The organism is Herbaspirillum lusitanum P6-12 (assembly GCF_000256565.1).
Taxonomy (GTDB): Bacteria; Pseudomonadota; Gammaproteobacteria; order Burkholderiales; family Burkholderiaceae_D; genus Herbaspirillum; species Herbaspirillum lusitanum.
This window is the reverse complement of record NZ_AJHH01000783.1, coordinates 1-2,260: the sequence shown is the minus strand read 5'-3', so window position 1 is coordinate 2,260 and position 2,260 is coordinate 1. Positions and strand designations below refer to the sequence as shown.

The 2,260-nt window shown below is 58.0% G+C and carries 2 protein-coding genes; one reads left to right on the top strand and one right to left on the bottom strand.

Annotation, left to right across the window (positions count from 1 at the left end):
- A partial coding sequence (locus HLUSI_RS0125240; RefSeq protein ID WP_016836578.1) for an ABC transporter substrate-binding protein occupies positions 1-559 on the bottom strand: 559 nt, incomplete at its 3' end.
- Positions 560-810: 251 nt separating this feature from the next.
- On the opposite strand from HLUSI_RS0125240, the gene zwf reads away from it, so the two are divergent.
- Positions 811-2,260: glucose-6-phosphate dehydrogenase (zwf, locus tag HLUSI_RS0125235; protein WP_016836577.1), on the top strand; the 1,450-nt coding region annotated here is incomplete at its 3' end.

The window sequence follows — 2,260 nt, the reverse complement described above, 5'->3', positions numbered from 1 at the left end:
GGCCGCCATGGGCAACGGCGACGAAGCCGGCCTTCTTGATCTTTTCTGCAGCGTCGAAGAATTCATCCCAGTTGGTCGGGGTCTTGGCGCCGGCTTTCTTCAGCACTTCCGGGTTGATCCACAGCCAGTTGACGCGGTGCACGTTGACCGGTGCGGCGACGTAGTGACCTTGGTATTTCATCACGCTGGAGACCGACTTCGGCAGCAGGGAATCCCACTTGCCGGCGGTTGCGGCGGAATCGATATTGGCCAACACGCCTTCCTGGCCCCATTCCTGGATTGCAGGGCCCTTGATCTGGGCGGCTGTCGGAGGGCTGCCGGCGATGACACGCGCCTTCAGGGCGGTGGTTGCGTTCTCGCCAGCGCCGCCGGCGACCGCGAAGTCTTTCCAGGTCACGCCCTTGGCTTCCATGATTTTTTTGAGTTCGGCAACCGATTTTGCTTCACCGCCGGAGGTCCAGTAATGCAGCACTTCCACTTCCGCGGCATACGCTACGGTGGAAGCTGCGATCAGGGTGGTGGCGATCAGACTTTTTTTAATGGCGTGCTTCAACATCATTTTTTATCTCCTGTGTTTTAAAAATTGCCGTCGGCTTGCACCGCGGCAAGGTCTGGGTTCCCCGGGGAAGAGAACTTGCTGTAGGTACGGCGGGTGCTTCAGAGCACTCTTTTCTACTTCATTTTAGTAAAACTACAAAAATTGCCTGAATAAATTTAATTATTAGGACGAACTCCCGTCGCTCGCTTGTAATTGTAGTAATGCTACAGTAACATTGCAATATAAGTTTTGTTTAATTACATAGAAATCTCATGCAAGTCATTCAAGAAGAAGCGTGCTTGTTCAATTTCGTCCTGTTTGGAGCGACAGGCGACCTGGCGATGCGGAAGATCCTTCCTGCATTGTTCTCCGCGCATCTTGACGGCAAATTGCATCAAGAGGGACGCATCATCTGCGTGGCCAAACAGGAGTTGAATCAGGAGTCGTATCTTGACTGGGTTCATACGCAATCCGGCCTGTACGTCAGTGAAGGCATTGCCAATCAGAACGCCGACAAATGGCAAAGTTTTCTGCGCCGCATTACCTATGTAGTGCTGGACGCGACCCGCGCCGCCGACTACGCGTTGCTTGGCGAGCAACTGAACAACCAGGCCGTCACGGTGTATTACCTGGCGACTTCGCCGAAGCTGTTTGAACCGATCTGCAATCACCTGGCCGCCAGCAGCATTGCGCTGGACAACGCCCGCGTGGTCCTTGAAAAGCCGCTCGGCCACGACCTGCAATCCTCGCGCGCGATCAACGACGCCGTGGCGCGCGTGTTCGCCGAAGACCAGATCTATCGCATCGACCACTACCTTGGCAAGGAGTCGGTTCAGAACTTGCTGGCTTTGCGCTTTGCCAACAGCCTGTTCGAACCGCTGTGGCGGCGCGAGTCGATCGAGCACGTGCAACTGACCATCGCAGAGCAGCTCGGGGTGGAAGGCCGCGGCGAGTTCTACGACGGCACCGGCGCCTTGCGCGACATGGTGCAGAACCATTTGCTGCAGCTGCTGTGCATGGTGGCGATGGAACCTCCGACTTCGCTTGATGCCAATGCTATACGGGACGAAAAAGTACGCGTGCTGCGCGCCCTGAAACCGTTCAGCCGCGACGACCTGGAATCCCGCGCCGTGCGCGGCCAGTACGCCGCCGGCGCGGTGCGCGGCCAGGCGGTCGGCGGTTATCACCAGGAAGCCGGCATTGCGCCGCAGTCGAAGACCGAGAGCTTCATCGCGCTGCACGCGGAGATCAATAACTGGCGCTGGGCCGGCGTGCCGTTTTTCCTGCGCACCGGCAAGCGTCTGGCGGAACGCACGGCGGAGATCGTGATCACCTTCAAACCGATCCCGCATGCCATCCTGCCGATGCCGCAAGGCGTGGAAAACAGCAACCGGCTGGTGATCCGCCTGCAGCCGGAGGAGTCGATACAGTTGCACTGTTTCGCCAAGCAACCCGGCGACAGCATGACGATCCAGCCGGTAGCGCTGGATCTGGCCTTCGACCAGGCCTTTAAACAAAAACGGGCAGATGCTTACGAGCGGCTGTTGCTGGATGTGATTCGCGGCAACCTCGCGCTGTTCGTACGGCGCGATGAGCAGGAAGCGGCATGGCGCTGGGTTGAACCGTTGTTGAACCATTGGCAGAGCACTGCTGCGTTGCCGAAATCTTATCTTGCCGGAAGTTGGGGACCCAGTGCATCGTCGGCGATGATGTCGCGCGCCG